This is a genomic window from Achromobacter pestifer (genome assembly GCF_013267355.1).
In the GTDB taxonomy this organism is placed as follows: domain Bacteria; phylum Pseudomonadota; class Gammaproteobacteria; order Burkholderiales; family Burkholderiaceae_B; genus Achromobacter; species Achromobacter pestifer_A.
Genome location: NZ_CP053985.1, coordinates 3,489,046 through 3,514,439, shown reverse-complemented (window position 1 = coordinate 3,514,439; position 25,394 = coordinate 3,489,046). Strand labels below are relative to the sequence as shown.

The 25,394-nt window shown below is 66.1% G+C and carries 25 protein-coding genes and 1 tRNA gene; 13 read left to right on the top strand and 13 right to left on the bottom strand.

Translation table 11 applies throughout. The annotated features are described in order from the left end of the window. Positions 1-7: 7 nt before the first annotated feature. Positions 8-1,306 carry a serine hydroxymethyltransferase gene (locus FOC84_RS16975; protein WP_173145447.1) on the top strand — a complete coding sequence of 433 codons (1,299 nt, stop codon included), beginning with the start codon at positions 8-10 and terminating at the stop codon, positions 1,304-1,306. Positions 1,307-1,312: 6 nt separating this feature from the next. Here the strand turns inward: FOC84_RS16975 and FOC84_RS16970 are convergent, their stop codons facing one another. After that, entirely contained in the window at positions 1,313-2,809 is a 1,497-nt protein-coding gene (locus FOC84_RS16970) for a PLP-dependent aminotransferase family protein (RefSeq protein WP_173145446.1), read from the bottom strand. Positions 2,810-2,941: 132 nt separating this feature from the next. Here FOC84_RS16970 and serC point away from each other — a divergent pair, with 132 nt between their 5' ends. Together serC and FOC84_RS16960 are read left to right on the top strand one after the other, a co-directional pair. Further along, positions 2,942-4,024 (top strand): 3-phosphoserine/phosphohydroxythreonine transaminase, encoded by a 1,083-nt coding sequence (gene serC / locus FOC84_RS16965; protein ID WP_173145445.1) that lies wholly within the window; start codon positions 2,942-2,944, stop codon positions 4,022-4,024. A gap of 45 nt (positions 4,025-4,069) precedes the next feature. Next, complete coding sequence (locus FOC84_RS16960; RefSeq protein ID WP_173145444.1) at positions 4,070-4,975, top strand: LysR family transcriptional regulator; 906 nt, start codon at positions 4,070-4,072, stop codon at positions 4,973-4,975. A 10-nt stretch (positions 4,976-4,985) separates the two neighbouring features. Here the strand turns inward: FOC84_RS16960 and FOC84_RS16955 are convergent, their stop codons facing one another. Continuing rightward, complete coding sequence (locus FOC84_RS16955; protein WP_173145443.1) at positions 4,986-5,951, bottom strand: Bug family tripartite tricarboxylate transporter substrate binding protein; 966 nt, start codon at positions 5,949-5,951, stop codon at positions 4,986-4,988. Then, entirely contained in the window at positions 5,948-6,829 is an 882-nt protein-coding gene (locus FOC84_RS16950) for a dihydrodipicolinate synthase family protein (RefSeq protein WP_173145442.1), read from the bottom strand. Before FOC84_RS16950 ends, FOC84_RS16955 begins: the two co-directional genes overlap by 4 nt. A 172-nt stretch (positions 6,830-7,001) precedes the next feature. Here FOC84_RS16950 and FOC84_RS16945 point away from each other — a divergent pair, with 172 nt between their 5' ends. From FOC84_RS16945 to FOC84_RS16930, 4 genes are all read left to right on the top strand, one after another. Beyond that, entirely contained in the window at positions 7,002-7,448 is a 447-nt protein-coding gene (locus FOC84_RS16945) for a cupin domain-containing protein (RefSeq protein WP_173145441.1), read from the top strand. A gap of 104 nt (positions 7,449-7,552) precedes the next feature. Further along, positions 7,553-8,518 (top strand): Bug family tripartite tricarboxylate transporter substrate binding protein, encoded by a 966-nt coding sequence (locus FOC84_RS16940; RefSeq protein ID WP_173145440.1) that lies wholly within the window; start codon positions 7,553-7,555, stop codon positions 8,516-8,518. A gap of 47 nt (positions 8,519-8,565) precedes the next feature. After that, positions 8,566-9,309, top strand: a complete 744-nt coding sequence (locus tag FOC84_RS16935; RefSeq protein WP_173145439.1) for a GntR family transcriptional regulator — start codon at positions 8,566-8,568, stop codon at positions 9,307-9,309. A gap of 144 nt (positions 9,310-9,453) precedes the next feature. Beyond that, the gene (locus tag FOC84_RS16930) at positions 9,454-10,131 is read left to right on the top strand and encodes a GntR family transcriptional regulator (protein ID WP_173145438.1); all 678 of its coding nucleotides are present in this window, start codon (positions 9,454-9,456) and stop codon (positions 10,129-10,131) included. On the opposite strand, the gene FOC84_RS16925 is transcribed toward FOC84_RS16930, so the two are convergent. The 6 genes from FOC84_RS16925 to FOC84_RS16900 all read right to left on the bottom strand — a co-directional run bounded on the left by FOC84_RS16925 (position 10,103) and on the right by FOC84_RS16900 (position 15,027). Next, entirely contained in the window at positions 10,103-11,449 is a 1,347-nt protein-coding gene (locus tag FOC84_RS16925; protein WP_173145437.1) for an MFS transporter, read from the bottom strand. The genes FOC84_RS16930 and FOC84_RS16925 overlap by 29 nt on opposite strands. Before the next feature lie 34 nt (positions 11,450-11,483). Then, on the bottom strand, positions 11,484-11,969 hold the full coding sequence (locus tag FOC84_RS16920; protein ID WP_173145436.1) for a cupin domain-containing protein: 486 nt from the start codon (positions 11,967-11,969) through the stop codon (positions 11,484-11,486). A 259-nt stretch (positions 11,970-12,228) separates the two neighbouring features. Next, on the bottom strand, positions 12,229-12,924 hold the full coding sequence (locus FOC84_RS16915; RefSeq protein ID WP_173145435.1) for a glutamine amidotransferase: 696 nt from the start codon (positions 12,922-12,924) through the stop codon (positions 12,229-12,231). A gap of 11 nt (positions 12,925-12,935) precedes the next feature. Next, positions 12,936-13,208 carry a cytoplasmic protein gene (locus FOC84_RS16910; RefSeq protein WP_088142902.1) on the bottom strand — a complete coding sequence of 91 codons (273 nt, stop codon included), beginning with the start codon at positions 13,206-13,208 and terminating at the stop codon, positions 12,936-12,938. 5 nt (positions 13,209-13,213) lie between these two features. Next, positions 13,214-14,047: a YggS family pyridoxal phosphate-dependent enzyme gene (locus tag FOC84_RS16905; protein WP_173145434.1), complete on the bottom strand. Its 834-nt coding sequence runs from the start codon at positions 14,045-14,047 to the stop codon at positions 13,214-13,216. Positions 14,048-14,160: 113 nt separating this feature from the next. Continuing rightward, positions 14,161-15,027 carry an AraC family transcriptional regulator gene (locus FOC84_RS16900; RefSeq protein WP_173145433.1) on the bottom strand — a complete coding sequence of 289 codons (867 nt, stop codon included), beginning with the start codon at positions 15,025-15,027 and terminating at the stop codon, positions 14,161-14,163. Between the two features lie 122 nt (positions 15,028-15,149). Between FOC84_RS16900 and FOC84_RS16895 the strand changes: the two genes are divergently transcribed. Continuing rightward, a complete protein-coding gene (locus FOC84_RS16895; RefSeq protein ID WP_173145432.1) occupies positions 15,150-15,695 on the top strand; it encodes a carboxymuconolactone decarboxylase family protein in 546 nt (181 codons plus the stop codon). A gap of 61 nt (positions 15,696-15,756) precedes the next feature. Beyond that, positions 15,757-16,329, top strand: a complete 573-nt coding sequence (locus FOC84_RS16890) for a redoxin domain-containing protein (RefSeq protein WP_173145431.1) — start codon at positions 15,757-15,759, stop codon at positions 16,327-16,329. Between the two features lie 24 nt (positions 16,330-16,353). Here FOC84_RS16890 and hisC read toward each other — a convergent pair whose 3' ends face one another. Then, positions 16,354-17,436 carry a histidinol-phosphate transaminase gene (gene hisC, locus FOC84_RS16885; RefSeq protein ID WP_173145430.1) on the bottom strand — a complete coding sequence of 361 codons (1,083 nt, stop codon included), beginning with the start codon at positions 17,434-17,436 and terminating at the stop codon, positions 16,354-16,356. A 125-nt stretch (positions 17,437-17,561) separates the two neighbouring features. On the opposite strand from hisC, the gene asd reads away from it, so the two are divergent. Continuing rightward, the gene (gene asd, locus FOC84_RS16880) at positions 17,562-18,407 is read left to right on the top strand and encodes an archaetidylserine decarboxylase (protein WP_173145429.1); all 846 of its coding nucleotides are present in this window, start codon (positions 17,562-17,564) and stop codon (positions 18,405-18,407) included. A 48-nt stretch (positions 18,408-18,455) separates the two neighbouring features. Here the strand turns inward: asd and ptsJ are convergent, their stop codons facing one another. Together ptsJ and FOC84_RS16870 are read right to left on the bottom strand one after the other, a co-directional pair. Then, positions 18,456-19,751, bottom strand: a complete 1,296-nt coding sequence (gene ptsJ, locus FOC84_RS16875; protein ID WP_173145428.1) for a transcriptional regulator PtsJ — start codon at positions 19,749-19,751, stop codon at positions 18,456-18,458. A gap of 127 nt (positions 19,752-19,878) precedes the next feature. Beyond that, the gene (locus FOC84_RS16870; protein WP_173145427.1) at positions 19,879-22,143 is read right to left on the bottom strand and encodes an Orn/Lys/Arg decarboxylase N-terminal domain-containing protein; all 2,265 of its coding nucleotides are present in this window, start codon (positions 22,141-22,143) and stop codon (positions 19,879-19,881) included. 159 nt (positions 22,144-22,302) lie between these two features. On the opposite strand from FOC84_RS16870, the gene FOC84_RS16865 reads away from it, so the two are divergent. After that, a tRNA-Cys gene (locus FOC84_RS16865) sits at positions 22,303-22,377 on the top strand. Between the two features lie 29 nt (positions 22,378-22,406). On the opposite strand, the gene FOC84_RS16860 is transcribed toward FOC84_RS16865, so the two are convergent. Beyond that, a complete protein-coding gene (locus FOC84_RS16860; protein WP_173145426.1) occupies positions 22,407-23,291 on the bottom strand; it encodes a LysR family transcriptional regulator in 885 nt (294 codons plus the stop codon). Between the two features lie 110 nt (positions 23,292-23,401). Here FOC84_RS16860 and FOC84_RS16855 point away from each other — a divergent pair, with 110 nt between their 5' ends. Beyond that, entirely contained in the window at positions 23,402-24,562 is a 1,161-nt protein-coding gene (locus tag FOC84_RS16855; RefSeq protein WP_173145425.1) for a M24 family metallopeptidase, read from the top strand. Between the two features lie 41 nt (positions 24,563-24,603). After that, positions 24,604-25,374: an ABC transporter permease gene (locus FOC84_RS16850; RefSeq protein ID WP_173145424.1), complete on the top strand. Its 771-nt coding sequence runs from the start codon at positions 24,604-24,606 to the stop codon at positions 25,372-25,374. Positions 25,375-25,394 lie beyond the last annotated feature (20 nt).

The window sequence follows — 25,394 nt, the reverse complement described above, 5'->3', positions numbered from 1 at the left end:
AACCCCCGTGACGAACACCCACCTTCCCGACAGCCTCGCGTTGCCTGCCGTCAGCGCCTTGCCCCTGGCGCAGGCCGATCCCGGCATCTGGGGCGCCATCGACGCCGAACGGCGCCGCCAGATGCACTCGATCGAACTGATCGCTTCCGAAAACTTCGTCAGCCGCGCGGTGCTGGAAGTCCAGGGCTCCGTGCTGACGAACAAGTACGCCGAGGGCTACCCCGGCCGCCGCTATTACGGCGGCTGCGTCAACGCCGACGTGGCCGAGAAAATCGCCATCGAGCGCGCCACGCGCCTGTTCGGCGCCCGCTACGCCAACGTGCAGCCCCACTCCGGCAGCCAGGCCAACCAGGCGGTCTATCTGGCGCTGCTGGCGCCGGGCGACAAGATCCTCGGCCTGGACCTGAAGGCGGGCGGGCACCTGACCCACGGTTCCAAGGTCAACATGTCGGGGCGCTGGCTGCAGGCGCTGAGCTATGGCGTCGATCCTGTCACGCATCTTGTGGACATGGACGAGGTCGAGCGCATCGCGCGCCAGGAACGGCCCAAACTCATCATCGCCGGCGGCTCGGCCTATTCGCGCACGCTGGACTTCGCACGCTTTCGCGCCATCGCCGACGAGGTGGGCGCGATCTTCATGGCGGACATGGCGCATTTCGCCGGCCTGACCGCGGCCGGGGCATATCCGTCGCCGGTGCCGCATGCGCACATCACGACCACCACCACGCACAAGACCTTGCGCGGCCCGCGCGGCGGCATGATCCTGACCAATGACGGCGAACTCGCCCGCAAGATCGATTCGGCGGTGTTTCCAGGCCTGCAGGGCGGTCCGTTGATGCACATCATCGCCGCCAAGGCCGTGGCCCTGGGCGAAGCGCTGCAGCCCGCGTTCCACACCTATGCCCACGCCGTGGTCGAAAACGCCCGCGTCCTGTGCCGCCGGCTGGCCGAGGGCGGGCTGTCCATCGTGTCGGGCGGCACCGACTGCCATCTGGGCGTGGTCGACCTGCGGCCCTGGGGCCTGGCCGGCAACACGGCGGAGCAAGCGCTGGAACAGGTGGGCATCACCCTGAACAAGAACGCCGTGCCCAACGATGCCGCCAAGCCCGCGGTCACCTCCGGCATACGCGTGGGCAGCGCCGCCTGCACCTCGCGCGGCATGGGGGCCGCCGAATTCCAGGAAATCGGCGACATGATCCTGGCCTTGCTGGGCGGCGTGCGCGCCGGGGCCGTCGACGCCCGCACGGAAAGGGCCATCCGCGAGGGTGTGGCCGAGTTGGCCAGGCGCTTTCCGCTGCCGTACTGAAAACCTCTACGCCTTCCTCAACGCATTCGACAGCCGCAGCACCGCGGCTTCGATTTCGTAAGCCGTCAGGGAGGCGTAGCCCAGCAGCCAGCCCGGCTGCTTGTAATCGCCCGCATAGAGCCGGCTCAGCCCGGGCAGGCGCAGGCCGGCAGCCTCGGCCTGGCGGATGGTCTTTTCCTCGGACCATCCACGCTCGAGCAGGCACGGGATCTGCAACCCGCCGGGAGGCCTGACGGCCTGCACGATGCCGCCCAGGTGCTTGCCCAGGGATTCCAGCAGCACCTGCCTGCGTCCCGCATACAGCTTGCGCATGGCCCGCACATGCGAGTTGTAATGACCGTCGTCCATGAAGCGCGCCAGCGTCAGCTGCAGGATCTGCGGGGTATGCCCGTCCATGATGCTGCGCGCGCGGGCAAAGGCGTCGACCAGGCCGGGCGGCAGCGCCATGTATCCCATCCTGAGCCCCGGATACAGCGTCTTGCTGAACGTGCCCAGGTAGATGGTGCGTTGATGCATGTCCAGGCCTTGCACGCAGGCGGTGGGCAGGCCGTCGTAGTGGAATTCGCTGTCGTAATCGTCCTCGATGATCCACTTGCCGTGCTCGGCCGCCCAACCGATCAGTTCCAGCCTGCGCTCGAGCGACAGCGTCACGCCGGTGGGGTACTGGTGCGACGGCGTCACGTACACGCAGTTGGCGCCGCTGCGGTCCGCGCGCAGCAGATCCATGCGTATGCCCTGCACGTCGACGTCGATGGGGACGATGCGCGTCTCCGCGGATTCGAAGGCCTTGCGCGCGCCGAAGTAACCGGGGTTTTCCATCAGCATGGGCTTGCCGGCGTCCGCCAGCAATTGCGCGCACAGGAACAGGGCCTGGCGGGTGCTGCTCAGCACCAGGACCTGCTCGGGCGAGACCTTGGCCCCGCGCTCCAGGTTCAGGTAGGCGGCGATGGCGCGGCGCAAGGACTCGGCGCCCTGCGGGTCGCCATGCAGCAGCACATGGCCGCGGTAGTCCTTCAGGACCTGGCGTTGCAGGCGTTCCCAGGCATCGGTGGGAAATGTACGAGTCTCCGGCAGGCCCGTGGCGAACGCCTTGATGATCTGCTGGTCCGCAACCCCGCCGCTGTCCAGGATCATGCGCCCGCGCCGGCTCAGGCCCGCCCCCGGCTGCGGCGCGCCCAGCTTGGGATCCAGCTTCGCGCGCCTGCGCGCGGCGCCGCGCAGCTCGGTGCCCACGGTCTGGGACACATAGCTGCCCGAGCCCTCGCGGCGCACGATGTAGCCGTCGCGGTGCAGCTGCACATAGGCGTTCTCGACGGTGTCGCGTGCCACGCCCAGCGACTTGGCCAGCCCGCGGGTCGCGGGCAGCCTGAGGCCCGGCCCCAGCGCGCCGTCCAGGATCAGGGCGCGCAGCGCGCGCTGGATGCGCTGATGCAGCTCCAGGCGCTGGAGTTCCGCATCGTTCATGCGCATCTTCAGCGTGTCCAGCTCGAAGGTTTTTGCCATGCGGTCTGCTCACAAGAGAAAAACTGGCCTGTCCAGGCCGGCCATTCTATCCGTAGACTCAAGCGTTCGCCACGGCCACCACGTGGCGCAACTTTGCAAGAGCCCGCGCCACGCGGGACAGGGTCAGGACACATGGCAAGGTCATACAACTTCAGCGCAGGCCCGGCCGCGCTGCCGCTGGAAGTGCTGCAGGAAGCGCACGAAGAGTTCTTCGATTTCGCAGGCACCGGCATGTCGGTAATGGAAATCAGCCACCGCTCACGCGTGTTCATCGACATCGCGCGCCAGGCAGAACTGGACCTGCGGGCCATCCTGCAGATCCCGGACCGCTACAAGGTGCTATTCCTGCAAGGCGGCGCTTCGCTGCAGTTTTCGCAGGTGCCGATGAACCTGTTGCGCGGCAAGGCCTCCGCGGATTACCTGCACACCGGGCTCTGGTCCGGCAAGGCCATCGAGGCGGCCAGGCGCTATTGCGAGGTCCGCGTCGCGGCCAGCAGCGAGGCGTCGGGTTTCGACCGCGTGCCCGCGCCCGGCGCATGGAGGCTCGACGCCAACGCGGCCTATCTGCACTACACGGAGAACGAGACGGTGCACGGCGTGCAATTTCCGAGCGCGCCGGACGTGCCCGTCCCGCTGGTGTGCGATGCCTGTTCCAGCCTGCTGTCCAAGCCCATCGACGTCTCCCGGCACGGTCTGATCTACGCCGCCGCGCAGAAGAACATGGGGCCCGCCGGCGTCACGGTCGTGGTGGTGGACGAAGCCCTGCTGGACGGCGCGCTGCCCATCACGCCAGACGTGCTGAACTACGCGCACACGGCGAGGGCGGACTCCATGCTCAACACGCCCGCCACCTTTTCCTGGTATCTGACCGGGCTTACGCTGCGCTGGATCCGCCGGACCGGCGGCATGGAACGCATCCACCAGGCCAACCAGGCCAAGGCCTGGCTGCTGTACCGCGCCATCGACGCCAGCGGCGGCTTCTATCTCAACAAGGTCCGGCCCGAGTTCCGGTCCATCAACAACGTGCCGTTCTTCCTGGCCGATTCCGCCCTGGAGCCCCTGTTTCTGCGCCAGGCCGAAGACGCCGGCCTGATGGGGTTGAAGGGGCACTCCCACACCGGCGGCATCCGGGCCAGCCTCTACAACGCGGTCGACCTGCCCGCGGCGGCCGCGCTGGCCGATTTCATGACAGACTTCCAGCGCACGCAAGGCTGAAGCCGGCGCGGCGGCCCTAAAGACAAAAGGCACGGGAAGATCAGCATGGATTTCAGGCAACTCAGGCAATTCGTCGTCCTGGCCACGGAATTGAACTATCGCAAGGCGGCCGCCCGGCTGCACATGACCCAGCCCCCGCTCAGCGTCGCCATCAAGCGGCTCGAAGCCGAGATCGGCGCGGACCTGTTCGAACGGGACCGCCTGGGCGTGCGCCTCACGGTCGCCGGCGGCGCTTTTCTGCGCGAGGCGAAGCGCCTGCTCGAAGGCGCCGATGCGGCGTTGCAGGCCGCGCGCGACGCGGCGCAGGGACGCATGGGCACGCTGCGGGTATGCGCCGTACCCAGCGCCGCATTGAACCTGTTGCCGCGCATCCTGCCCGAATTCGCACAGCGCTTTCCGCACATACGCCTGCGCCTGAGCAGCGGCAGCACCGTCGGCATCCTGGCGGGCTTGCAGCGCGGCGAACTGGACGCGGCATTCCTGGTTCCGCCCGCGTCCGGGGTGCCAGGCATCGCGATCACGGCCTTGCAGCGGGAACGGCTGGTGCTGGCCGTGCCTGCGGGCCATCGGGTGGCAGGCATGGCAAGCGCCAGGCTCTCGGACCTGGCGGATGAAACGTTGGTGGCCCTGGCGCACTCCGACAGCCCCGGATTCGCGGGAGAGATCGTCGCCGCCTGCCAGCGGGCCGGATTCCATCCACGGGTTCTGCAGGAATCGTCCCATGCCCTCATCAGCCTGCCGCTCATCGCCGCGGGCCTGGGCGTCGCCATCGTCCCCGCAGCGCTGCGCAGGATCGCCATCGACAACGTTGCCTACGTCGACCTCATGGACGTGGCGGACGCGCCATTGACCTACGCCATGGCGTTGGCGGCGCCCGCCGAGTCCATGAATCCCGCGGTTCGCTGGTTCATCGACACGGCACGCGAAGTGCTGAACGCGCAAACGGCCTGACGCCCTGCCCTTACCGCGCCGGACGGGAAAGGATTTCCGCCCACTTCTTCTGTTCGGCGAGGACCCTCTGTTCGAACGCCGCCTGCGTGCCGTCCACCGGTTCGCTGCCACGCGCGTAGATCTTGTCCTGCACCGACGGGCTCTTGGCCACCGTCGCGATGGCCGTGTTCAGGCGTGCAACCACATCGGCTGGCGTGCCTTTGGGCACGGCAATGCCCGACAACGAACCGCCTTCCACGTCCTTGCCCAGCACTTCCTTGACCGTCGCGATATCGGGCAGGTTGGCCAGGCGTCGCGACGAAGTCACCGCGTAGGGACGAATCTGCTTTGCCTCGATGAAGCCGACGGCGGTGACGGCGGAAACGGCCGTCAGATCCGTGTTGCGGCTCATCACGGCCGTCATGGACTCCGATCCGCTCTTGTAGGGCACGTGCAGCATCTTCACGCCGGTCGCCTGCTGCAGCAGCTCCAGGACCTGGTAATTGTCGGAACCCTCGCCCGCGGTGGAGAACGCGATCTTATCGGCCTGGGCCGACGCGGCCTTGATGATTTCCGGCAGCGACGCATACGGGCTGTCCGCGCCCACCGCCAGCACCGTCGGCGTATTGGCCAGCATCGCGACGTAGGTGAAGTCCTTGTTCGGGTCGTAAGGCAGCTTCTTGTAGATCAGCGGATTGACGGCGACCATGCCATTGGTGATCACCAGCAGCGTGTAGCCGTCGGCCGGCGACTTCGCCACCGCGCCGGCGGCGATTGAACCGCCCGCGCCGCCGCGGTTCTCCACCACCACCGGCTGGCCCAGCTCGCGCGTCAGCCCCTCGGCAAAAACCCGCGCCGTGGTGTCGGTCACGCCGCCGGCGCCGAACGGCACGATCAGGCGTATGGGCTGATCGGGATACGGCCCCGCCCAGGCCGCCGCGGCGGGAAGCACCACACCCAACAGAGCCGCCATGCAGCGGCGCAATCCCTTGTTCATCGAGCTATCTCCATTTTTTTGAGGATTTCAAGAAGTCGTTGTTCCAGATCCGGCGCCAACGGCGCCAGGGGCGCGCGCAGACGGCCGCTATCGAAGCCACGCAGATGCAGGCCCGCGGCCACGGTCCGCGGCAGGCCGTGGTCCATGAGGAAGTTCAATAGATCGATCTGGCGGCCGAACCACTCGTCCGCGCCGCGCGCGTCGCCCGCCATGGCGCAGCGATACAGGTTCAGGGCGTAGGACGCGCTGACATTGGCCGACGCCGTGCACCAGCCCGCCGCGCCCTCCGCGAATCCGGTCCGCGCCATGCAGTTCAGCCCGATGTACACGGCTGTCCTCGCCGTGCAGGCCGCGCGCAGCCTGGCGATCTTGCTCGGATCCGGACTGCTTTCCTTGATCATGCTGACGTTGGGCAGCTCGGCCAGCCGGACCAGGAAATCGACGGGCAAGTCCATGCCCGTGGTGAACGGGTTGTTGTAGACCATCACCGGCGTGGAGACCGACTCGCAGACCTCGCGGTAGTAGGCGAGGATCTCTTCCTGGGTGAGCTTCCAGTAGGTGCTGGGCAATAGCTGCAAGGCGGCGGCGCCCGCGCGTTCGGCGTAGCGCGCGTGGCGCACGGTGCTGGCCGTGCTCAAGCTGGACACGCCCGCCAGCACGGGCAGCCGCCCGCGCGCCGCGCCGATGACGGTATCGATGACGGCCTCGCGCTCGTCGTCATCCAGGTAGGGCAGGCAGCCGACGCTGCCCAGCGGCGCCAGCGCATGCACGCCCTCGCCGATCAGCCGCTCGACGTGCGCTTGCAGCAGCGCATGATCCACCCGGCCGCGTTCATCGCAAGGCGTCAGCAGGTAGCCGATGATTCCCTTCAAGTGCATAGCTCGTTCTCCATGACGGCTTGCAGTCTAGGGAGGCCGCCCGGGCCGGTCCAATACCTATTTCCTGGGCGCCTGATATCTCCCGCACGCTCTGCCACCAGGCAAATCTTGTATCCAGTAATTCCCGCGCAAGGCCGATAGACTTTCCCGGCCAATCACCAAGGAGCAAGCCATGAGCAGCAACGACGTTCTCGATCAGGCGCAGACCCACCACATGCCCGAATACCGCAGGCCGGAGGACATGGAATGGGAAATGGGCCGGTTCAAGAACAAGACGAAGTTCCTCTTTCACACGCGGGAAGAGCGTCCCACCGAGCCCAACGCGGGCTTTCTGCGCTACGAGCCCGGCGCGGGATTCCGGCTGCACAAGCACGACTTCGCCCAGGTCTGGTACGTGATCGAAGGGGAATTCAACATGGGTGGAAAAAGGTACGGTCCCGGCACCGTGGTGTTCCATCCGGACCCGCACATCGAGGAGGCGCTCAGCACCGAGACCGGCGGCACCTTGTTCTTCGTCCAGTACCAGGGTCCAACGACCGGCGGCCGGCCGGTGTACGAAGGCCGCATGAACATCCAGGGCGAACCGCCCGCGATCACCGAACGGGACCTCGAGCACTGACACCCCGCTACTCCCCGGGCGGCAGCCACGACCGGCAGCCGTCCACGGCCGGCTTAGACCGGCCCGCATACCAAAAAATAGAACATTCCAAGGAGACAACCCTCATGCACGCCTCTATTCTGCGCGCCTGCCTGGCGTCGCTGACGCTTTCGCTTGCCGGCCTGGCCCAGGCCGCCACGGACTGGCCCGAGCGCCCCATCATGCTGGTCGTGCCTTTCGGCGCCGGCGGCATCACCGATCTCACCGCCCGCACGGTGGCCAAACAGCTGCAGGCCGAGCTCGGCAAGCCGGTAGTGGTGGAGAACAAGCCCGGCGCCGGCGGCAACATCGCCGCCGACATCGTGGCCCGGGCCAAGCCCGACGGCTACACGCTGATGGTGATCACCAACGGCATGGTCGCGGTCAATCCGCTCCTCCACAAGCAGCTGAACTACGACGCGCTCAAGGATTTCGCCTACGTCTCCATGATCGCCAATACGCCGCTGGCCCTGGTGGTGCCGGAAAGTTCGTCGATCCAGGACCTGCCGGCGCTGGTGGCGCGGGCCCGCAGCCGGCCGGACGCCGTGTCCTTTGCCAGTTCCGGACAGGGCACCTCGATACACCAGGTGTTCGCCCTGATGCAGCAGCAGACCGGCGCCACGCTTATGCACGTGCCCTACAAGAGCGGCGCGGAGGCGGCCACCGCCCTGCTTTCGGACGTGGTGGACGTGACTGCGGTCGAGACCGTGGTGGTCGGGCCGTTCATCCAGTCCGGAAAGATGCGGGCGCTGGGCGTGACCTCGGCACAGCGGGTGTCGAATCTGGCGGACGTGCCCGCTGCCCGCGAAACCCTGGGCGGCGAATTCGATGTCGGCTCGATATCGGGACTGGTGGCGCCTGCCGCCACGCCCAGGAACATCCTCGACAAGCTGGAACGCGCCATGCAGGCGGTGGCGCGGAGCGAGGGCATGGCGCAGCTGTATGCGCAAGGCAGCCAGCCCATGCCCACGGGATCACAGGTCTTTCTGGAACGCATGCGCGAGGAACAAAAGAAGTGGCGGCTGGTATTCTCCGCGGAGCCCGGAAAATAGCCGCCGGAGAATAGCCGCACAACCGTCAAAGACTGGGGAGTCAGGCCATGGATCGCGCATATCCCGCCACGGAAGAACTGGTGCAGCATCTGGTGGAGTCGATCTCCGCGAAGATCTTCAATGGCGCCTATGCGGCCGGGCAGAAGCTGCGGCAGGAGACCCTGGCCGAAGAGTACGACGTCAGCCGCACCCCGGTGCGCGAAGCGTTCCGGCAGCTGGAGACCAAGGGCCTGATCGTGCAGCAGCCGCGCTACGGCGCCACGGTGGTGGCGCCGACCATTAAGGACATAGGCGCGAACTACTGGCTGCGCGGTGAACTGGAAGGCATGGCGGCCGAGCTTGCGGCGCGCTGGATCACCGACGCCGACCTGCAACAGCTGCAAGCCACCCACGCGGAATGCGCGCAAGCCGTCGCCGCGCTGTACACCGAGGTCAACGCAGGCGGCGCGGCCGCGCCACGCCAGGCTGCCGCGCCCATGCGGCACTGGGTCGTCAAGAACCAGGAGTTCCACGCCCTGATCTTCCGTGCCGCCGGCAATCCGTCGCTGGAGCGCATCATCAAGGACCTGCACACCGACTACACCAAGAACATCCTCAACATGACCGTGCTGGGCATGTACGAGGCCCGCATGAAGAAGAATATCGAGCATCACGCGGCCATCGTCGAGGCCTTGGCGGCGCGCGACACCGCCGCCTCGCGCGCCGCCATGCGCACGCATATCCACGAGTCCGGAGAGTTCGTGGTGGACTGGCTGCAGAAACGCCCCGAAGGCCGCAAGCCTCCCAGGTAGATCGGCCCCGATTCCCCCGAAAGCCGCGTGCTACCATGCCGGCGGAAGGGCGCAACGCAGACGCCAGGGGACACGGATCAGCCTGGCCACCCGCAAGCCGCATGGCGCCTGTCGACACGCACAGGAAGCGACACGGATTCGAGCATGAGCGAGACCAGGAACACGTCTAGATCCTCGATCGAGATCTCGGAAGAGATTCTGCGGCGGATCAGGAACGGGCAATACCTGCCCGGCGATGCCTTGAGCCAGTACGAGCTTGCGACCGAGTTCGAAACCAGCCGCACCCCCATTCGCGAGGCGTTGCGGTTTCTCGAAGCGCGCCGCGCCATCACGCTGACCAGTACCGGCCGCGCCGTCGTCACCGTGCCGTCCATCCGCGCCATCCGCGAAGCCTTCCAGATCCGCGCCGAACTCGAAGGGCTGGCCGCGCAGCTGGCGGTGGACTGGATCGACGACCAGGACCTGGAACTGCTGGCACAGCATCAGAAGCACTACGCCGACGCCCTGCGCTCGCGCGTGCGCAGCGAAAGCGGTTCCGACTGGCTGAAGTTCAACGCCAAGTTCCATAGCCTGATCACCCTGGCCAGCCACAACGAACGTCTGCACGAGCTGGTCGCCGAGTTGCAGGGCAGCATCGTTTCCAACGTGCTGGGGTTCGCCTCGAAGATGCCGCCGCGCCTGATGGAAGAAAACATCAAGCAGCACGAGGACATCATCGCGGCGCTGACCCTGCGCAATGGCCCCGCCGCTCGCGAAGCGATGGCCACGCATATTTCCCGGACGACCGAACTCGTCATCGAATGGATGGAGACGCGGCGCTAGCCAGCTTCGCCGCGTCCGCGCCGCGCTGCTGCCCATAGGGGCGCATCAGCAGCCCGCACGCCGCCGCGATCAGGCCCAGTCCCGCCAGATACAGCACGATTAGCCGCGGCGAGCCATCGCCCAGGGACAGCAGGTATGTCGCCACCAGCGGCGCGGTGCCGCCGCCTATCGCGCCGCCTATCTGCACCGCCAATGAGATGCCCGTGTAGCGGACGGCCGGCGGAAACATGCTGGAGAAGAGGCTGGATTCCTGCGCATACATCGCGGCATAGACCACGCCGAACGCCACCAGCATGGCGATGTTCGTGTGGTAGGCCGTCTTCTCATTCAGCAACGAGAAGAACGTCGCGCTGAACAGCGAGATGCCGAGCGCGCCGGCGATGAATATCGCCCGCTTGCTGATCATGTCGCCCAGCAGCCCGAACAGCGGAATGGTGAACAACGCCCCGACCGCTCCCCATATGACACCCGTCAATATGGTTTCACGCGGCAGCCCCAGCGTACCCACGGCATAGGTCAATGAAAAGGTCGCCAGCGTGTAGAACCAGGTCTTTTCGGAGATGCATGCCACCAGCGCCGCCAACACGGGAACCTTGTGCTCTCTGAGCACTGTCTTCAAGGGCAGCGCGTCCTGTTTCGGCTGGGCTTGCGCATGCTTGAATTCCGGCGATTCGCTGACCTTGGCCCGGATGTACCAACCGACCAGCAGCAGGAACACGCTTGCAAGAAATGGCAGCCGCCAGCCCCAGCTCAGCATGTCCGCCTCCGGCAACCTGGAGACCGCGCCCATGGCCAGCGACGACAGGATCAGGCCGGGCGCGACCCCGACCTGCGGCAGGCTGCCGAACAGGCCCTTCTTGCCTTCTGGCGCGTGCTCCACCGCCATCAGCACGGCGCCGCCCCACTCGCCGCCTACCGCCAGGCCTTGCAGGAAGCGGAAGAAGACCAGGGCCACCGCGCCCCAGTAGCCTATCGCCTCATAGCTTGGCGTCAGGCCGATCAGGATGGTGGGCACGCCCATCAGCATCAGGCTGATCATCAGCATCGATTTGCGGCCGACGCGGTCGCCGAAATGCCCGAAGACGATGCCGCCCAACGGACGCGCGATGAAACCGACCGCATAGGTACCGAATGCCGCCAGCGTCCCGCTGATGGGGTCGATCGCGGGAAAGTAGATCTTGTTGAAAATCAGCGCGGCCGCAATGCCGTAAAGAAAGAAGTCATACCACTCGATGGTGGTCCCGATCATGCTGGACAGGCCCGCGGTCACGTAGTGCTTCTTCGTGCGCGAGGACGGCTGTTGTGAGATGGCGTTCATCCCGGTCTCCCTTGTTTTCTTTTTTTGCGTCCGACTACACGGCGGTGGTCTCTTCCGCCAGGCTCTTGCGTTCGCTGACGTTGAAGCGGCCCTCGTAGATTGCGCCCTGGCGGGTATGCGGGCCGACGTACTGCACGTACAGGATCGTGCCCGCTTCTACGGTCTCCAGTTCGCTTTCGAAATGGGGATCCGGATGGAAGATCATCGAACCCTTGCCGTGGAGCTTGCCTTCGATGAGGAATTGGCCGTCCAGGATGTACCAGACCTGCGCGAAATAATGGTTATGCAGCGGGTGCCCCGAGCCCTTTTCGTACCGCACGATGCCCGCGTTCGGAATCGTCGGATCCTCCGCCGTCGGATGGAACATCATCTTCGCGAACTGGCCTTCGTAACGCAGGTTGGTCCACTCGAGGTCGTCCTCGTGGCGAGCGCGCATGCCTTGATGGTCTTCGGTCAGCGGACCGCCGCGGCCGCCCTCGTTGATGATCTGCTTGCCTGTGATGGTGTCGATGCTGCTCATGTGCTGTCCGTCCTGAAAAGGAAAGTGATAAACACAAATGGGATCCCATTTGTATAAAACGGGATCCTATTGATCGCGCATCGAGGCGGCTACTGGGTTTAACCCTTAGATTCAGCAGGAAGGATCACGGCCGGATCAAATGCCGATGGCCGCAAGCTGCGGCGGGCCGGAACGGGACGCGGCGCGCCCCGGATGCCTATGCAAGGCTACGGATGTGGAGAGTCCCTGGCGCCGGAAGGCATCAGGGCATGGGACAAACTCAGATCTGGTCCAGCCACTGCTCCATCGCCCTGCGCGCGCAGCGTTCGAGCTGCGGGCCGTAACGCAGTGCGTCCTCGCGAATGCCGGCCGGATCGATCTGGCGCAGGCTCAGTTCGCAGGCATGGCCGATCAGCCAACGCTCGATCTGCGCGGAATCGGCCTCCAGATGGAACTGCAGCCCCAGTATCCTGGGCCCCAGCGCAAACGCCTGGTTCGGGAAGCCCGGCGTTTCGGCCAGGCGAGACGCGCCCTCGGGTATGGCGAACTGGTCGCCATGCCAGTGCAGCACGGGCACCGACTCCACCGCGCTCAGCACGGAATCCTGCCCTTGCGGCGTCAGCGTCAACGGCGCATAGCCGATCTCCGCGCGGCCGGTGGACACCACGTCCGCCCCAAGCGCCGCCGCCATGAGTTGCGCGCCCAGGCAGATGCCCAGTGTCGGCTTGTCCTGGCGCAGGCGGTGCGCGATGGCGCGCAGCTCCTGCTCCAGGAAGGGATAGCGGCCGGTTTCATAGACGCCGATGGGGCCGCCCAGGATCACGACGAGGTCGGCATTGCCCAGGGTGACGGCGTCGATGGCGTCGACGCCGGCTTCCAGGTATCGCACGCTGTAGCCGCGCTCTGCCAGGACCGGCGCCAATATGCCCAGGTCTTCAAAGGGAACGTGGCGGATCGCCAAGGCGCTGAAGCTCATTCCAGGAACTCCTATTGCGGGCTTGGGTGACGGTCCAGGCCGCCCAGCAAGCCTTCGGGGGTTGAGACGAATACGTTTTCCGACGCCAGCAGCCGGATGCCTTGCGGCGTGCTTTCCAGCAGGCGCCGCTCGCCGTCGGCGACCTGCAGGCTGAGCTGATAGCCGTCCTTGGCCGGCAGCCGCGCCGCGATGTCGCGGCTGTCGTCCAGCGCGGATGCCGCGGTGGATTCGAAATGGCCGATCAGGCGGCCGTCTCGCTTGATGATGAGTCGGTACACCGGCATGCGCGCTACTCCGGCTCGCGCGCTTGCGCGCCGTTGTCGGTGGGCCAGTAATAGGAGTCGGGCGTGTTGCGCGCGCCGAAAATGGCTTGGCCGACACGCACCACGGTGGCCCCTTCCTCGATGGCGATCTCGTAGTCGCCGGACATGCCCATGGACAGTTCATCCAGGCCTATGCCGGCGGGAGCGTCCTGGCGCAACTGGTCGCGCAGCGTGCGCAACAGGATGAAGCACTCGCGTACCCGCGCCGCTTCGGCCGAGAACAGCGCCAGGGTCATCAGGCCACGCACCCGCAGCCCCGAAAACGCAGGCAGTTCGCGCAGGAAGGCCGCGGTCTGGTCTGGCTGCAGTCCATACTTGCTGACTTCGCCCGAGGTGTTGACCTGCACGAATACGTCCAGCTGGCGGCCTTCCGCCTGCAAACGGCGGTCCAGCGCTTCGGCCACCCGCAGACTATCGAGCGCCTGGAATTCGGCCGCGTACCGGGCCACGAGCTTGGCCTTGTTGGTCTGCAGATGGCCGATGACCGACCAGCGCAGGTCCGTCAGGTCCGCCATGGCTTCCCATTTCCTGGACACTTCCTGCAACTTGTTCTCGCCCAAGTCGCGGCAGCCGGCCTCGTAGGCGAGGCGGATGCGCGCCTCTTCCACCGTCTTGCTCACCGGCAACAGCCGCACCGTCGCCGGATCGCGCCCGGCGCGCCGCGCCGCATCGGCGATGCGCTCGTTGACCGTGGCCAGATTGCGGCGGAAGTCGTCGACCGACTGCGCCTGCGGCCAGCGGCCGTGCTGGTCATGCTGTGTCTGGGTGCCGTTGTCTTGCCCAGGGTCTTGCTCGCTCATGCCCGAACCTCGCGTAGGAGTCGCGGCCGGCGTTTTCCATTACGCTTATGCCGCTTGAAGTTTTGTCATAGGTCAATATTATCACGCTGGCGCTGGCGCGCGACCAGCGGGCGCTACGCGTTGGCGGCCAGCCATTCGCGCGGCGACATCCCCATGCGTTGCCGGAACGCCTTGGACAGGGACGAGGCGCTGGCGAACCCCAGCTCCGCCGCCACCAGCTTGACTGCGCGGCCCGATCGCATCATGGAGGCCGCCAGGCTCAGCCGCCAGTCGGTCAGGTAGGCCGCGGGGGTGGCGCCGGTGGCGTCCTTGAAGGCCGCCGCGAAGGCGCTGCGCGACATGCCCGCCATCGCCGCCATCCTGGCCAGGGACCAGTCTTCATACGGCGAGCGGTGCAGCGCCACCAGCGCCCTGGCCAGGCGCGGATCCGACAGCCCCATCACCAGGCCGCTACTCACGCCTACGTCCTCCGGATGGTCGAGTATCCACCTGAGCAGCTGGATCAGCACCACTTCGAACAGTCGGTCGGCCAGCAGGCGCGAGCCGCAGCGCACATGATCCGCCTCGGCGAACAGCAGGTCCAGCGCAGGCCGCAAGCCTTCGACCGCGTCCAGCGGAACCCGCACCACGGGCGGCAGCGACTGCACGATGGGATTGCGTTCGCCGCCGTCGAAATCCAGCGCGGCACAGGTGAAATCCGAACCGTCCCGAGGAGGATTCACGAACTCGTGATGCACGGCGCGCGGATAGAACAGCAGGGTCGGCTCGGCCAGGCGCAGGCGCGGCGTGGCGGTCTCTCCCGGGCGATGCCGCACTTCCATCTCGCCCCGGCGCAACACGTGCAGAAAACCGCGCCCCGGCACGGCTTCGAAGGCCTGATTGCCGCATAGCGCACCGGTATGGAACAGCGTGGCGCGCACCCGGAAACGGTCCAGCAACGCCGACAGCCGGTCAACCTGGAAAGGAACGGGATCGCTCATATATTGGACGAAAAGACAATTTTCATGGATTAAACAACACCCTACGTCCAAGCATTCTACGTACGATTTCTCCAGCCCGTCCGATACCGGCGGCCTTTTTTTCTTTTCCAGGAGTTACCGACATGTCCCGAGTTCCTCTTATCGATGCCAGCAGCGCCAGCGCGGACCGCAAGGCGCTGCTCACGCAGATCCACGGCGCCTTTGGCGCAACGCCGAACATGTTCAAGGCCGTCGCCAATTCGCCGGCGGCCTTGCAGAGCATGTGGGGCGCATTCGGCGCGCTGGGTGGCGGCGTCATTCCCGCCAAGCTGGGCGAACAGATCGCTGTGGCGGTGGCCGATCGCAACGCTTGCGAATACTGCCTCGCAGCCCATACGGCCCTGGGCCGCAAGGCGGGCGCCAGCGCCGACGAGATGTCGGCCGCGCAAGCCGGCGATGCCGCCGATCCCAAGACCGCCGCGGCGCTGCGCTTCGCGCTGAAGCTGGTGGAAGCGCGCGGGCAAGTCAGCGCGGCCGACGTGCAAGCCGTGCGCGCGGCAGGTTACAGCGACCAGGAGATCGTCGAGATCCTGGCGCACGTCGCGCTCAACCTGTTCACCAACTACGTCAACGTGGCCTTTGCCGTGCCGGTGGATTTCCCGGCCGTGAAACTGCGCCGGGCCGCGTAACTCGACAACCGCGGCAGGCGGTTCCCCCTCACCCCGCCCGCCGCGCCACAGGAGCCTGCAGATGTCCCGATCCGATACCCTGGCCGACGCATTGCCCCCGCCCTTGCTGGCGGATGAATGGCTGAATGCGGACGGTCCCATCGACCTCGCCGCCCTGCGCGGCAAGGTCGTTCTGCTGCATGCGTTCCAGATGCTGTGTCCTGGGTGCCTGTCGCATGGGCTGCCGCAAGCCGAACGCGTGCACAGGCTGTTCCGCGGGCAGGATGTGGCGGTCATCGGCCTGCATACCGTGTTCGAACACCACGACGTCATGGGTCCCGCCGCGCTGCGCGCCTTCAATCACGAGTACCGGTGGAGCTTTCCCATCGGCATTGACCGCCCTGCCGCGAATGGCGCCGTTCCGATGACCATGCAAGCCTACGGGCTGCGCGGCACGCCCAGCCTGGTCTTGTTGGACCGCCGGGGACGAGTGCGCCTGCAGCACTTCGGCAGCATCGACGACCTGGCCCTGGGCGCGGCCATCGGCAGGCTGCTGGCCGAGAACGATGCCCCTGCCGTCGAGGCCGCTGCGCCAGATGATTCCGTCCGCGGGGAGTGCGACGCGGAAAGCTGCCCTGCGCCGCGTCCGCGCTAGGCGCCGCGAGTCCCGTCCGTGCCGCTACGGCTGGACCATGGCGCGCAGCGCCCGCACCAGGCATGCCGCCTGTTCCTCGGTGCCTACGGAAATTCGCAGGAACTGCTCCACACGCGGTCGCGGGAAGTGACGCACCAGTATTTTCGCGTCCTTCAGGCCAGCCGCGAGCGCCCGCGCATCGAAGCGCGGATGGCGCACGAACAGGAAATTCGCCTGCGACGGCAAGACGTCAAAGCCCAGCAGCCGCAGATGCGCGCAGAGCAAGGTGCGGGTGCCGATGATGGCCTGCCGTGTCTCCTCGAAATGGGCGCGGTCTTGAAAGGCTGCCGCGGCGCCCTTCTGGGCCAAATGGCCGAGCGGATAGGAGTTGAAGCTGTTCTTCACCCGCTCCAGCGCGGCGATCAGCGGCTCCTGTCCGATCGCGAACCCCACGCGCAGGCCGGCCAGCGCCCGGGACTTCGACAGCGTCTGGACCACCAGCAGGTTCGGATAGCGCTGCACCAGGGCAATGGCGGATTGACCGCCGAAGTCCACATAGGCCTCGTCCACCAGCAACAGCCGCCGGGGCTGAATCTCCAGCAGCCGCTGCACGCGGTCCAACGGCAGGCACTCTCCCGTGGGCGCGTTCGGGTTGGCGATGACCATGCCGGCAATGCCGGCATCCGCGGCGCCCAACGCCTCAAAGCCGTCCAGGTCCAGCCTCAGGCCGTCGTCCACCGCGATCTGCGCGCTGCGTATGCCGAACAAGCGGCAATACACCTCATAGAAGCCGTAGGTCACATCCGCCATCAGCAAGGGCTGGACGCCGTGCTGGAAGAACGCGCAGAACGCCAGCGCCAGCACTTCGTCGGAACCGTTGCCGGCGAAGACCTGCTCCACCGGCACCCCGTGATACTGCCCGATGGCCGCACGCAGATGCCTGGCCCGCGGATCCGGATAGCGCTCCAGGCCTTCGGCGGCCGCGGCGGCAATGGCCGCTATCACGGCGGGTGACGGCGGATAGGGATTCTCGTTGGTATTGAGCTTGATCCATCCATCGCCTGGCGCCTGCTCTCCAGGCACATAGGGCGACAAGGTTTCAACGCGCGGGCTGTGTAGGGAAACCATGGTGTTGCGGCAACTGCCTCTCGGTAAGCGATCGACGGGTTTCTGAATCTCTATTTTGTCCTATGCCATACTACACTACGATTCAGGACAATAAATTTCCCCGCCGCGCCGCAAGCGCAATTTTCATGTCTACGTCTATTTCCCTGTTATTCCAGCGCGTTGCGCCCAAGCTCTGGCTGACGCGTTGCGCCGGCCGACTGGCCTCGTGTCGCCTGCCGTGGGTGGCTCAGCCGCTGATCCGCTGCTACGCCAAGTGGTATGGCATCGATCTCGGCGAGGCCCTGCCCCCCGATCCGAAGGCCTATGACAGTTTCAACGCCTTCTTCACGCGCGCCCTGCGCCCCGGCGCCCGCAGGCTGGCCGACGCGGATTGGACCAGTCCCGCGGACGGCACCGTCAGCCAGTTCGGCCGCATCAGCCTGGGGCAGCTGATCCAGGCCAAGCAGCGCCAATACAGCGCGGCCGCGCTGCTGGCCGATGCGGACCTGGCGCGCGCCTTGGGAGGCGGCTGGTTCACCACGATCTATCTGAGTCCGCGCGACTACCATCGGGTGCACATGCCCTGCGAAGGACGTCTGCTGGGCATGCGCCATGTGCCGGGAACGCTGTACTCCGTCCGGCCGGAAATCGTGCAAGGCATGGACGGCCTGCTGGCGCGCAACGAACGGCTGGTCTGCTGGTTCGAGCACCCGCTGCATGGCGTCTACGCCATGGTGCTGGTGGGCGCCGCCATCGTCGGCAGCCTCGCCACGGTCTGGCATGGCCAGGTGGCGCCGCACGGCCGGCGCATCCGGCAGTGGGACTACGGCAGTCTCGCGCCCTTGCGCTTGCCGCAAGGCGCCGAGATGGGACATTTCCAGCTGGGTTCGACCGTGGTGGTGCTGATGCCGGGCAGCGCCTGGCGTTTCCGTCCCGGCTGGGAAACGGGACGCTCCGTCAGATTGGGGCAAGCCATGGCCGACCGGCGTTGACGCCGGCGGCTAGAGCCTGTTCTCACTAAATGGAGCCTTGCACAGGCCCTAGACCATGCTTTCCCGGATATCCCGCGCCAGCTTGCGGCACTGCCCGGGTTCGATCGCGGAGATGGTAATGCGCAGGCCCCTGACCGGCTCCTGCACCCCGAAGGCGTCGCCATGGCGCACCAGCCAGCCGCGATGAGCCAGGGCCAGCGCGACAGCCTGGTCGTCGGTATCCAGCGGCACCCACAGGTTCAGGCCATCGCCGTCCGCGGCGCACGGCACGCCCTGCTCCAGCAAGGCGCCTTCCAGGGCCTTGCGGCGCTGCGCGTAATCCTTGCGGGCCTGGGCCATCTGCTTGGCAACCTCGGGCCGGCCCAACGTGACCTCGACCATGTCCTGCAGCAGGTGGCTGACCCAGCTGGTGCCGGACGCCAGCCGCAAGCGCAACTGACGCGACGTCGCGGGATCGCTGGCCACCATGGCCAGCCGCACGTCGGGGCCCAGCGTCTTGGAGAACGAGCGCACCAACGCCCAGCGCTGCGTGCCGGAGGGCAGCACCGAGTGGTATTCCTTGCCCGACAGCAAGGCGTAGTGATCGTCCACGATGACCATGGCGTGCGGATACTTGGCCAGCACCCGCGCCAGCGCCCTCGCCCGCTTTTCGCTCAGGCTGCAGCCCGTGGGGTTGTGGGCCCGCGGCGTCAGGATCACGGCCTGCGCGCCCTTGGCCAGAGCCGCCTCCAGCGCCGCCGCCTGCATGCCTTCGGCGTCGACCGGCACGCCCAGCGCCTGCAGGCCGGCGATGCGCAGCATGTTGATGCTGCTCAGGAAGCAGGGATTCTCGACCGCCACCTTGTCCCCAGCCACCAGGTGCGAGCTGAGCAGCCGCTCGATGGCGTCCACCGCACCGTGGGACAGGTTGATCTCGAAAGGCGCCGGGCGGTCCGGCGCGAACCAGGCGCGGGCATAGCTCTCCAGCCCGGCGTTGACGGTGGGCTCGCCATATAGCCGCGGCTGATAGGGCCGGATGGCAAGCGCGGCACTCAAGTCCGGCAGCCAGGCCGGATTGGGATTGCCGCTGGCCAGATCGGCCAGCGGCGAGTCCGACAACGCGCCTTCCTGTTCGCCAGGACCGGATTGGGCGCGGATGATGGTTCCCAAGCGGCCCTGCGTCAGGGCAATGCCTGCCGTCACCAGCCGCTTGTAGGCAGCGGCGACAGTATTGCGGTTGATATCCAGCTCGACCGCCAGATCGCGCACCGGCGGCAGCGCGTGGCCCGGCGGCAGCTGCCCCGACTGAGCCATCGCGCGCACGCAATCGAAGATCTCCGCGGCGGTCTTTCCTTGTATTTTCATAGAGTCCTAAGACAATCCCGTTTCTGGCATGGACAGCGGCCGGGCCGCGTCAAGTCATTGGGGGCCCCTGGCCGGGCCAACTCCCGGCGTAAGTTTGACACGGATTCCCGGTCCGCATAAAGCGTGCCTACCGCAAGCAATCGACGTAATAGCGCGGGTTTCCGTCCGCGTCGCGCAGTTCCACGAAGCCATGGATGTCCGTCCCAAACCCGGGGCACTCCCGGTTCAGCTCGCGCGAGAACTTCAGGTAATCGACGATGGTCCGGTTGAACACCTCGCCTGGGACCAGCAACGGTATGCCCGGAGGATAGGGCGTGATCAGGCTGGTGGTGATGCGGCCTTCCAGATGGTCGATCTCCACCCTCTCGGTGCGCCGCTGGGCGATGCTGGCGTAGGCGTCGCAGGGCTTCATCGCGGGGGTGACGTCGGTCAGGTACATGTCCGTGGTCAGCCGGGCGATATCGTGCCTGGCATAGGTCGCATGGACATGCTGGCACAGGTCCCGCAGGCCCATGCTCTCGTAGCGCGGGTACTTGCGGCAGAACTCCGGCAGGATCCGCCACATGGGCTGGTTGCGCTCGTAGTCATCCTTGAACTGCTGCAACGCGGTCAGGAGCGAACTCCAACGGCCCTTGGTGATCCCTATCGTGAACATGATGAAGAAGCTGTACAGGCCGGTCTTCTCCACGATCACCCCATGCTCGGCCAGGAACTTGGTGACGATGGATGCCGGAATGCCGCTGTCCGCGAAGTTGCCATCCAGGTCCAGCCCCGGCGTCACGATGGTGGACTTGATCGGGTCCAGCATATTGAAGCCATCGGCCAGTGCGCCGAATCCGTGCCAGGACGAATCTCCGCCGTCGGCGCGGATGATCCAGTCCTCGGGCGAGCCTATGCCCTCCGGCGCCAGCGCCTGCGGCCCCCAGACCTTGAACCACCAGTCGCCGTCGGCGAAATGCGTGCCGACTTCCTTCATTGCACGGCGGAAATCCAGCGCCTCGGCGATGCTCTCCTCCACCAGCACCGTGCCTCCCGGCGGCTCCATCATGGCCGCCGCCACGTCGCAGCTGGCGATGATGGCGTACTGGGGGCTGGTGCTGGTGTGCATCAGATAGGCTTCGTTGAAAAGGTGCCGGTCCAGCTGCCGCGTCATGGAGTCCTGCGCCAGCACGTGGCTGGCCTGGCTGATGCCGGCCAGCAGCTTGTGCGTGGATTGCGTGGAGAACACCAGCGATTCCCTGGGCCGCGCGCGCTGCTTGCCCATGCAGTGATAGGCGCCGTAGAACGGATGGAACACCGCGTGCGGCATCCATGCTTCGTCGAAATGCAAGGCATCGACGTAGCCATCCAGCGCCGCCTTGATCGTCTCGGTTTCGTAGATGATGCCGTCGTAGGTCGACTGCGTCAGCGCCATTACCCGCGGGCGCACCGCATCGGCGTCCAGATGCTGGAGCAGCGGATGGGCGCGGATCTTCCCGCGGATCGTCTCGACATCGAACTCGCTGCGCGGAATCGGCCCGATGATGCCGAAATGGTTGCGCGTGGGACGCAGGAAGACGGGAATCGCGCCCGTCATGACGATGCTGTGCAGGATCGACTTGTGGCAATTGCGATCCACCAGCACCACGTCTCCCGGCGCCACCATGTGGTGCCACACGATCTTGTTGCTGGTGCTGGTGCCGTTGGTCACGAAATAGCAGTGGTCGGCATTGAAGATGCGCGCGGCGTTGCGCTCGCTCGCGCCGATGGCGCCGTTATGGTCCAGCAGCTGCCCCAGTTCCTCCACCGCATTGCAGACGTCCGCGCGCAGCATGTTCTCGCCGAAGAACTGGTGGAACATCTGGCCCACGGGACTCTTCAGGAACGCCACGCCACCGGAATGCCCCGGGCAATGCCAGGAATAGGAGCCGTCCTCGGCGTAGTCCAGCAATGCCTTCAGGAAAGGCGGCTTGACGCCCTCCAGGTAGGCCCGGGCTTCGCGGATCAAGTGCCGCGCCACGAACTCCGGCGTGTCCTCGTACATATGGATCACGCCCTGCAGTTCGCGCAGGATGTCGTTCGGAATGTGCCGCGCGGTCTTGGTTTCGCCGTACACGTAGATCGGCACGTCGGCGTTGCGCCGCCGCACTTCGCTGATGAATTCCCGCAACGCCAGCAGCGCCGGCGCGGTGCCCTCGCCATGCGTGAGTTCCTCGTCGTCGATGGACAGTATGAAGGCGCTGGCGCGGCTTTGCTGCTGCGCGAACAGGCTGAGATCGCCGTAGCTGGTCGTCCCCAGCACGTCGAAGCCTTCGGCCTTGATGGCCTCGGCCAATACCCGGATGCTCAGGCCGGACGTGTTTTCCGAGCGGAAGTCCTCGTCGATGATGACGATGGGAAACTGGAACTGCATTGCTGTCCTCGATCGAATCCCGGACGCCCCCATGGCGGCCCGGTAACAAGGACAGCCGCGTGACCGGCGGCCACGCGAAACAGCACTCAGTCCACGGCGGACGCTTGCAATTTATTTTGTCCTCAATCAGAATTATATATGTCTTAGGACAAAATAAATGGCGCGGTGGCAGAGTGGCGATGCAGCAGGATTGCAAATCCGCGTAGGTTGGTTCGATTCCAGCCCGCGCCTCCATTTTCCAGGCCAAGGGCGGGCGCGGCGCACTAGGCCGCGTGGCCGCGCAGATGTTCCCGCAACGCGTCCGCGAAGGACAGCGCGATGACCGATGACGGCCAATGCTCGGGCCATACCAGGCTCAGGTCGAATGAGGCGCCCGGCTCCAGCGGCCGCAGCTGATCCAGTCCGCCCGGGATGCGCGCGGCAGTCAGCCGGTCGACCAGCGCGATGCCCACGCCACGCATCACCAGCTCCATTGCCACCGAAGTCCAGAACACCTGCACGCGCCGCCGCGCGTAGACCTTCTGCTGCTCCAGCAGCGCTTCCAGCCAAAAGCGGGTGTGGTCCAGGTTGTCGTAGATGATGAGGTCGCGGCCGGCCAGTTGTTCGACGCGTATGGTGTCGAACTTCTCCAGCGGATCTCCCGGAGGAATGGCGCAATACAGCTGCAGGCTGACCAACGGTTCCGCGACGATGCCCGGATGCTGCGCCCCGCAGAAGCACACGCCCATGTCCACCTGGCGAGCCGCCACCCATTCCACGATGCGCGCCGAACTGCGCGTCTGCAAAGCCACGGAGATATTGGGGCGCTCCGCCATGAAACTGGCGAGCACGTCGGGCATGACGGTCAAGGACAGCAACGGCAAGGACGCGACGGTCAGATGCCCCTGTTTTTCGCTGCCCAGATCCTTGATGAAGTTTTCCAGTTGCGAAAGACCTGAAAAAAGCCGGTCGACCTGGCCGTAAAGCGCCCGGCCTTCAGGCGTGGGCAACAGGCGCCCGCCCTTGCGCACAAACAGCGCCACGCCCACGCGGCGTTCCAGTTGGGCGATGTACTTGCTGGCGGCCGGCTGCGAAATCAGCAGCACCTGCGCCGCCCGCGACACCGAGCCTTCCCGCATCACCGCCCTGAAGATTTCTATCTCTCGCACGTTCATGCGCCGACTATAACTATTTAGCTATAGACATGGCAATTATTGGTATTAGGAAGTTATGTGGATTGTTCCTAGGATGAGCGTTCGACTTTCATCCAGGACCCATCGTGTCGGAAAACTATGCACCCATGGAATTGCCGTTCGGCCCGGACGCCTATGCCGCGAACCTCTCGCTGCTCGCACAGGACATCCAGGCCCAGGGCCTGTCGGCGGCTATCCTGTTCGACCCCGAGAACATCTACTGGCTGACCGGCTACCGTTCCATCGGCTACTTCACTTTCCAGTGCCTGGTGGTCTCTGCCGACGGCGGCATCGCCATGGTGTCGCGCCAGGTCAACCACGCCGTGGCGACCGGCAACCGCAACATCGCGCGCTTTGTCGCCATCGATGACATCAGCGATCCGGTGGAGGTGCTGGCTAGCTATCTGAAGGACATCCTGCCCAGCGGCCGCATCGGCCTGGAAACGGCTTCCGGCTACCTCAGCGTGGCCGCCTACAAGCAGCTGCAAGCCCGTCTGGGCGTACGCCTGACCGACTGGCAAGGCCCGATGGAAGAGGCGCGCAAGATCAAGACCCCGGCGCAGCTGGGCTTCATGCGCCAGGCCGCCGGCGCGGCGGTCGCCGGCATCGACGCCGCAGTGCGGGCGATCGCCGTGGGCGCCACCGAGAACGATCTCGCCGCCGCCATGCTGCACGGCGCCACCAAGGCCGGCAGCGAGTACACCCGTGTGCCGCTGGTGGCCGTGGGCCGCGCCAGCGGCGTCTGCTTCACCACCTGGCAGCGCCGCGAACTCAAGCGGGGCGACCTGGTTTTCCTGGAGGCCGCGGCCAACATCAACCGCTACCACGCCATGATCTCGCGCAATTGCGTGGTTGGCCGCGCCACCGAGCGGCAGCGCTTCCTGGCGGGCACCGTCATCGCCGCGCTGGATGCCGCCATCGAGACCATCCGCCCGGGCGTCACCTCCGCGCAGGTGGATCAGGCCTGCCGGGCAGTCTTCGAACGCGCCGGGATGGGGCAGTACTTCGATCACCGCACCGCTTACGGCATAGGCATCGGCTTTCCGCCCAACTGGGCCGAAGGACGCTTCCTGGCGTTGCGTCCGGGCGACCCCACCGTGCTGGAGCCCGGCATGACCTTTCACCTCGTGCCGTCCCTGTTCATGCCCGAAGGCGGTTTCATGGCCAGCGAAAGCGTGGCCGTCTCCGAGGACGGCTGCGAGGTGCTCACCCGCTATCCGCGCGAGCTGATCGAAATCGACGCCTGACAACAAAACCGGCGCGCCAACAACATACAAGGGGAATTGCCGTGTTGAAGAACTGGATGTATCCAACCATCGCGGTCATCGGGGTGCTGCTGCTGTGGCATTTCGCGATACCGCTGTTCGGCCTGCCGGCCTACCTGTTGCCGCCGCCCTTGAGCGTGCTCGAACGGCTGTGGAGCGACTCGGCATTCCTGGGCCATCACTCCTGGGTCACGTCCGTGGAGACGCTGGGCGGCTTCCTGCTGAGCATCGCGGTCGGCATACCGCTGGGCATCCTGCTGGTGTGGTCGCGCCCGCTGGAGCGCGCCATCATGCCGCTGCTGGTGGTTTCGCAGGCGTTCCCGAAGGTGGCGGTCGCGCCGCTCATCATCATCTGGTTCGGCTTGGGCTTGTTTCCCAAGATCCTGATCGCGTTCTCGGTGGCCTTCTTCCCCATCGTGGTCAGCACCGTGGCCGGCATGCGCTCGGTGGATGCGGACCTCAACGACCTGGCCCGTTCGATGCGGGCCGGGGCCCTGCGGACTTTCCTGCGCATCCGGCTGCCGTATGCGCTGCCGCAGATTTTCTCCGGCCTGAAGGTCGCCATCGCCTTCGCCACCGTGGGCGCGGTGGTCGGTGAATGGGTGGGCGCCGAAAGCGGCCTGGGCTATGTACTGCTATCCGCCAACGCCAACCTGGACACCACGCTGCTGTTCGCCGTGCTGGTCGCGCTCATGCTCATCGGCCTGGTCTTCTACTACCTGGTCGAGTTTTCCGAACGCTTCCTGATTCCCTGGCACATCAGCGTGCGCAGCGACGCCCAGCCCTCTGTCTGACCCCGCCCTCCGGAGACACC